The sequence below is a fragment of the Pseudonocardia nigra genome (assembly GCF_019396355.1).
GTDB classification, from domain to species: domain Bacteria; phylum Actinomycetota; class Actinomycetes; order Mycobacteriales; family Pseudonocardiaceae; genus Pseudonocardia; species Pseudonocardia nigra.
In genome coordinates this window covers 42,540-49,107 of the sequence record NZ_JAHKRK010000034.1, presented here as the reverse complement: position 1 = coordinate 49,107, position 6,568 = coordinate 42,540, and the positions used below count along the sequence as shown (strand labels likewise).

Sequence of the window (6,568 nt, the reverse complement as noted above, 5' to 3'; positions counted from 1 at the left end):
GCAGAACCCGGCCGCGTCGTCGAACAGATCGACCTGACGATCAGCGCGCCCCAACGTCACCCCGAGATCCTCCCGCGGCGCGCCGCCCAGCAGGGCGACCGCCACGCGAAAGACACCAGCCACCTAGACGACCGCGCGTGCCGGTGGCGGGCTCGGCTTCGGGCCGGGTCTCGCGAGGGCGCCTCTCCCCGGGCCTGGCGGTGGCGGGTCGGGCCGGTAGTCGTGCGGTTCGCTGAAGTAGCTGTGCCCGGTGGGCGCGATCCACTCGATCCGCCCGTCGTCGTGGGCGGCTACCTGCCAGCCGGTGGTGTTTTTGCCTGTGGTGGTGGACGCAGCCGTCCACGAGGCCAGTGGATCCGGTGAGACGCTTGGATGCTGCCGTCGAAGTCCGGGTCGCGGCTCGACCCGGTGGAAGCGCTGCCCCTGGTGCTCGGTGAGACATCCGACGTGCGGGTCGGAAAGTGGCGCAGAACTGGTGCCGATTCGTTATTGACGCCCAAGACATCCGATCTCTAACGTGGTCGCGTTTCCGCAGAAGGGACTGCCGCGTGGCACGCATCACCGCTCTCGAGACCGCCGACGTGCGGTTCCCGACGTCACTGTCGCTCGACGGGTCGGACGCCATGAACCCCGACCCCGACTACTCCGCGGCGTACGTCCGGGTCCGCACCGATGCGGGCGACGACCTCGTCGGCCACGCCTTCGTCTTCACGATCGGGCGCGGCAACGACGTGCAGGTCGCGGCGATCCGGGCGCTGGCCCACCACCTCGTCGGCCGGGACGCCGACGAGCTGCTCGCCGACATGGGCGGGACGTGGCGCGGGCTGGTGCACGACTCGCAGCTGCGCTGGCTGGGCCCGGAGAAGGGCGTCATGCACATGGCGATCGGCGCGGTCGCCAACGCCCTGTGGGACCTCAAGGCCAAGCGGGCGGGGCTGCCGCTGTGGCAGCTGCTCGCCCGGATGACCCCGGAGGAGCTGGTCGACCTCGTCGACTTCCGCTACCTCACCGACGCCCTGACCCGCGACGAGGCGGTGGCGATCCTGCGCGCTGCCGAGACGGGCCGCGCGCAGCGCGAGGAGCAGCTGCTGCGCGAGGGCTACCCGGCCTACACCACCACTCCCGGCTGGCTCGGCTACGACGACGAGAAGCTCGCCCGGCTGTGCCGCGAGGCGGTGGAGGAGGGCTTCACCCAGATCAAGCTCAAGGTCGGCGCCGACCTGCACGACGACGTGCGGCGGCTGGGGATCGCCCGGCAGGCGGTGGGCCCCGACGTGCGGATCGCCGTCGACGCCAACCAGCGCTGGGACGTGGCCGACGCGATCGCCTGGATCAAGGAGCTGTCGAGCTTCGACATCGCGTGGGTCGAGGAGCCGACGAGCCCGGACGACGTGCTCGCGCACGCCGCGATCGCCCGCGGCATCGCCCCGATCCCGGTCGCCACCGGCGAGCACATGGCGAACCGGGTGATGTTCAAGCAGTTCCTCCAGGCGGAGGCGCTGCAGGTGCTGCAGCTCGACGCCACCCGGGTCGCCGGGGTGAACGAGAACATCGCGATCCTGCTGCTCGCCGCGAAGTTCGGCGTGCCGGTGTGCCCGCACGCCGGCGGGGTGGGACTCTGCGAGGCCGTGCAGCACCTGTCGATGTTCGACTTCGTCGCCGTGACCGGCACCCACGAGGGGCGGGTGATCGAGTTCGTCGACCACCTGCACGAGCACTTCGTCACGCCGGTGGCGGTCCGGGACGGCCGCTACCACCCGCCCACGGCGCCCGGTGCGGGCACCGAGATGCACGCCGCCTCCGTCGCCGACCACTGCATGAACCCCGATGGCTGACGCGCTCCGGCTCGGCCCGCTTGGCTTCGGCGGGGCGAACCTGGGCAACCTGTTCCAGGCCATGACCGACGAGGACGCGCACGCGATCCTGCAGACGGCGTGGGACTGCGGCATCCGGTACTTCGACACCGCACCGCACTACGGGCTCGGACTCGCGGAACGGCGGCTCGGGGCGTTCCTCGCCGGGAAGCCGCGGGCAGAGTTCGTCGTCTCGACGAAGGCCGGGCGGCTGCTGCGGCCCAGCCCGGAGACGGCGGACCGGCTCGACGAGGAAGGCGGCTTCGCCGTCCCGGCGGACACGGCGCGGGTCTGGGACCCCTCGCCCGACGGCGTGCGCCGCAGCCTCGAGGAGTCGCTCGAGCGGCTCGGGCTCGACCGCGTCGACGTGCTGCTGCTGCACGACCCCGACGAGTACGCCGACCCGGACGCCTCGATCGCCGCCGCGGTCCCGGGGCTCGTCGGCCTGCGCGAGGCGGGCCTGGTCGACGCCGTGGGCATCGGCTCGAAGTCGACCGACGCGCTCCTGGCCGGCGTGCGGACCGGCGGGCTCGACCTGCTCATGGTCGCGGGCCGCTACACGCTGCTCGAACAGCCCGCGGCGGCCGAGCTGCTGCCGGAGTGCCGCCGGTGCGGTATCGGGGTGGTGGTCGCCGGCGCGTACAACTCCGGGCTGCTGTCGTCCGCGCAGCCACGCGAGGACGCCCGCTACGAGTACGGCGCCGTCCCCGCCGAGATGCTCGCCAGGGCCCGCAGGCTCGCCGCAATCTGCGCCGAGCACGGCGTGGAGCTGCCCGTCGCGGCGTTGCAGTTCCCGCTACGCCACGAGGTCGTCCGCGCGGTGGCACTCGGGGCGACCGAGCCCGGCCACGTGCGGGAGAACGTGCGGCGCGCCGGCGTCCCGATCCCGGCCGCGCTGTGGGAGCACCTCGCCGCGGAAGGGCTGATCCAGTGATCAGGATCGATGCTCACCTGCACCTGTGGGATCTCGACCGCAGCGACTACGCCTGGATCACGCCGGCGCACGGGCCGCTGCACACGAGCGTGCTCCCGGGGCGGGCCGTGGCCGAGATGGACGCCTGCGGCATCGACCGGGCCGTGCTCGTGCAGGCCGAGGACTCCGAGACCGACACCGAGTTCCTGCTCGAGGTGGCGAAGCGGTGCGACCGGTTCGCCGGCGTCGTCGGCTGGGTGCGGCTCGACGACCCGGGTGTCGCCGAGGCGCAGCTCGACCGCTGGCAGGCCCACCCCGCGTTCTGCGGCGTGCGGCACCTGGTGCACGACGATCCCCGCGACGACTTCCTCGCCCTGCCGGCCGTCCGGGCATCGCTGGGCCTGCTCGCCGCGCGCGGCGTCCCGTTCGACGTGCCCGACGCCTGGCCTCGGCACCTCGCCGCCACCGCCGAGCTCGCGGGGGCGCTCCCGGAGCTGACCGTCGTCGTCGACCACCTCGGCAAGCCGCCGCACGGGCGGCCCGATTTCGGGGAGTGGCGCAGGGTCCTCGCCGACGTCGCGGCCCGGCCGAACACCGTGGCGAAGGTGTCCGGGCTGCAGGTGCCCGGCATCCCGTTCACGGCCGAGGTCCTGCGCCCGGCATGGGACGCCGCACTGGAGCTGTTCGGGCCGGACCGGCTGATCTGGGGCAGCGACTGGCCGATGACGCTGCTCACCGCCGGTTACGCCGGCACCTGGGAGGTGCTGGCGGGGCTCATCGGTGAGTTGACGCCGGCCGAGCAGGAGAAGATCCTCGCCGGCACGGCGGTCCGGACCTACCGCCTGGGGGAGGGCACGTGCTGACCGGGATCCACCCGCTGCTGACCGGGCCGCTGCTGGCCCACCTCGACGCCATGGGGCACTCCGATGCCGTCGTGCTCGCCGACGCGCACTTCCCGGCCGAGCGGCTGGCCCCGCGTTCGCTCACGTTCCCCGGGGTGACGACGCCGGACCTGCTCGCGGCGATCCGCACCGTGGTGCCGCTGGACGACGCGCCCGCGCTCGACCTCATGGCGACCCCGGACGGGGAGCGGCTGCCGGTGCAGGACGCGCTCGCGGCGGCCGCCGGCACGTCCGACATCCGGTTCCTCGACCGGCACGCCTTCTACGAGGTGGCCGCATCGGCGTTCCTGATCGTGCGCACGGGGGAGACGCGCGTCTACGGCAACGTGCTGCTGCGCAAGGGGGTGGTGACCACATGAGCGGTGCGCAGGAACTGCTGCTCGACGTGCGCGGGGTGGCCAAGAGCTTCCCGGGCGTCAAGGCGCTGGAGGACATGCACCTGAACCTGCGCCACGGCGAGGTGCTCGCGCTCGTCGGGGAGAACGGCGCGGGCAAGTCGACGCTGATGAAGCTGCTGTCCGGCATCTACACCCCGGACGCGGGGGAGTTCTTCCTGGAGGGGCGGCCGCTGCGGGTGGCGGGGCCGCGCGACGCCCTGGAGCAGGGCATCAGCATCATCCACCAGGAGTTCAACCTGATGCCCGACCTCACGGTCGCGCAGAACATCTACATCGGCCGCGAGCCGCGCCGCGGCGGGTTCTTCCTGGGGGAGCGGGCGCTCAACACCCGGGCGCAGGAGCTCATCGACCGGCTGCAGCTGCCGCTGCGGCCCACCCAGCTCGTCGGCACCCTCACCGTCGCGAAGCAGCAGATGGTGGAGATCGCCAAGGCGCTGTCGTACGACGCCAAGGTACTGATCATGGACGAGCCGACCGCGGCGCTCAACGACGCCGAGGTGCAGGTGCTGCACGACCTCATCCGCCGGTTCCGCGGTCCCGGCACCGGGGTGATTTACATCTCGCACCGGATGGACGAGCTCAAGGCGATCTCCGACCGCATCACGGTGATCCGCGACGGCCACTACGTGGACACGCTCGACACCGCGAGCACGACGATGCCGGAGGTCATCGCGCGGATGGTCGGGCGCGAGATCACCACCGACGCCCGGCCGGAGGGCGTGCGCGCCGACCGGCCCGTGGTGCTCTCGGTGCGCGGCCTGACGACCAAGGCGCTGCTGCGGGACGTGTCGTTCGACCTGCGCGAGGGCGAGATCCTCGGGTTCGCCGGGCTGATGGGCGCCGGGCGCACCGAGGTCGCCCGCGCGCTCGTCGGCGCCGACCCGGTGGAGTCCGGCGAGGTCACGCTGCGCGGCGAGCCGGTGCGCATCGCGAACCCGGCCGACGCCGCGAAGTTCCGGATCGGCTACCTGTCCGAGGACCGCAAGCACCTCGGGCTGCTGCTCGAGCAGGACGTCAGCGCGAACATCGGGCTCAGCTCGGTACGGGAGCTGTTCTCGTCGTTCGGGTTCGTGCGGTCGGGCGCGATGCGCAAGCGGTCGACCGAGTTGGTGGCGGACCTGCGGATCAAGACGCCGTCGATCGACCAGACCGTGAAGAACCTTTCCGGCGGCAACCAGCAGAAGGTCGTCATCGCGAAGTGGCTCGTGAAGGACTGCGACGTCCTGATCTTCGACGAGCCGACGCGCGGCATCGACGTGGGCGCCAAGGAGGAGATCTACCGGTTGCTCAACGAGCTGGCGAGTGCCGGAAAGTCGATCATCATGATCTCCTCGGAGCTGCCGGAGGTGCTGCGCATGTCCCACCGCGTCGTCGTCATGAGCGAGGGCCGGGTCACCGGGCGGCTCGAGGCGGGCGAGGCCACCCAGGAGAGCGTGATGCACTACGCCACCCTCCGTCCCGACGAAGATCCTTCGATGTCGAAGGCAGGAGCGAGATGAGCACGCCAACCGTCAGCACGGAGAAGGAGAACGCCGCCCCCGCGGGGGTGCGCCGGACGGTGCGCGACCGGATCCAGCAGTTCCTGGCGTTCGCGAGCCTGATCGCCATCTTCGCGTTCTTCTCGATCGTCAGCCCGAACTTCCTCAACTACGGCAACGTCACGAACATCCTGTTCTCCACGGTGGTGATCGGCGCGCTGGCGCTGGGCACCACGTTCGTGATCATCACCGGCGGCATCGACCTGTCGCTGGGCACGGGGATGGCGCTGGCCGCGGTGATCTCCGGCGTCCTGATCGTGAACCTGGGCGTCCCCCTGCCGCTCGGGGTGCTGGGCGCGATCCTGTTCGGCGGCCTGATCGGGTTCGTCAACGGGTTCAACGTGTCCGTGCTCGGGTTGCCACCGTTCATCGCGACGCTGGCGATGATGCTCGTCGCGCAGGGCCTCGCGCTGGTGATCTCGGGCAGCACGCCGATCTACTTCACCGACTCGCCGGGCTACATCGAGCTGTCCATCGGCAGCATCGTCCCCGGCACCGACTTCCCGAACGCGGTGCTCATCCTGGCCGTGGCCGCGGTGCTGGCGTACGTGCTGCTCAACAAGACCGTGCTCGGCCGCTACACGTACTCGATCGGGAGCAACGAGGAGGCCACGGCGCTGTCGGGCATCGACGTGCGCCGCTGGAAGATCCTCATCTACACGCTCGCCGGCCTGTTCACCGGCCTGGCCGGCGTGCTGATCTCCGCGCGGCTGGGCTCCGCCCAGCCCGCCACCGGCATGGGCTACGAGCTGCAGGCGATCGCGGCGGTCGTCATCGGCGGCACGTCGCTGTCCGGGGGCAAGGGCTCCATCGTCGGCACCGTGATCGGCGCTCTGATCATCTCGGTGCTCAACAACGGGCTCCAGATCATGTCCATCCCGCAGGAATGGCAGAACGTCATCCTCGGCATCGTCATCCTCCTCGCCGTCTACGCGGACATGGCGCGGAGGCGGGCCTGAGGCCC

The 6,568-nt window shown here is 71.5% G+C and carries 6 protein-coding genes; all 6 read left to right on the top strand.

All coding sequences use genetic code 11. The features are described 5' to 3' along the window. The first annotated feature begins 548 nt into the window (after positions 1–548). From KME75_RS11710 to KME75_RS11685, 6 genes are read left to right on the top strand one after another with little or no spacing between them, the layout of a single operon-like run. Positions 549–1,835 (top strand): L-fuconate dehydratase, encoded by a 1,287-nt coding sequence (locus KME75_RS11710; protein ID WP_219414626.1) that lies wholly within the window; start codon positions 549–551, stop codon positions 1,833–1,835. Continuing rightward, entirely contained in the window at positions 1,828–2,787 is a 960-nt protein-coding gene (locus tag KME75_RS11705; protein ID WP_219414625.1) for an aldo/keto reductase, read from the top strand. Before KME75_RS11710 ends, KME75_RS11705 begins: the two co-directional genes overlap by 8 nt. Beyond that, a complete protein-coding gene (locus tag KME75_RS11700) occupies positions 2,784–3,629 on the top strand; it encodes an amidohydrolase family protein (RefSeq protein ID WP_219414624.1) in 846 nt (281 codons plus the stop codon). Before KME75_RS11705 ends, KME75_RS11700 begins: the two co-directional genes overlap by 4 nt. Continuing rightward, on the top strand, positions 3,623–4,027 hold the full coding sequence (locus KME75_RS11695) for an RbsD/FucU family protein (protein WP_219414623.1): 405 nt from the start codon (positions 3,623–3,625) through the stop codon (positions 4,025–4,027). The genes KME75_RS11700 and KME75_RS11695 overlap by 7 nt, the downstream gene beginning before the upstream one ends. After that, positions 4,024–5,565, top strand: a complete 1,542-nt coding sequence (locus KME75_RS11690; protein WP_219414622.1) for a sugar ABC transporter ATP-binding protein — start codon at positions 4,024–4,026, stop codon at positions 5,563–5,565. The genes KME75_RS11695 and KME75_RS11690 overlap by 4 nt, the downstream gene beginning before the upstream one ends. Beyond that, a complete protein-coding gene (locus tag KME75_RS11685; RefSeq protein ID WP_219414621.1) occupies positions 5,562–6,563 on the top strand; it encodes an ABC transporter permease in 1,002 nt (333 codons plus the stop codon). The genes KME75_RS11690 and KME75_RS11685 overlap by 4 nt, the downstream gene beginning before the upstream one ends. Positions 6,564–6,568 lie beyond the last annotated feature (5 nt).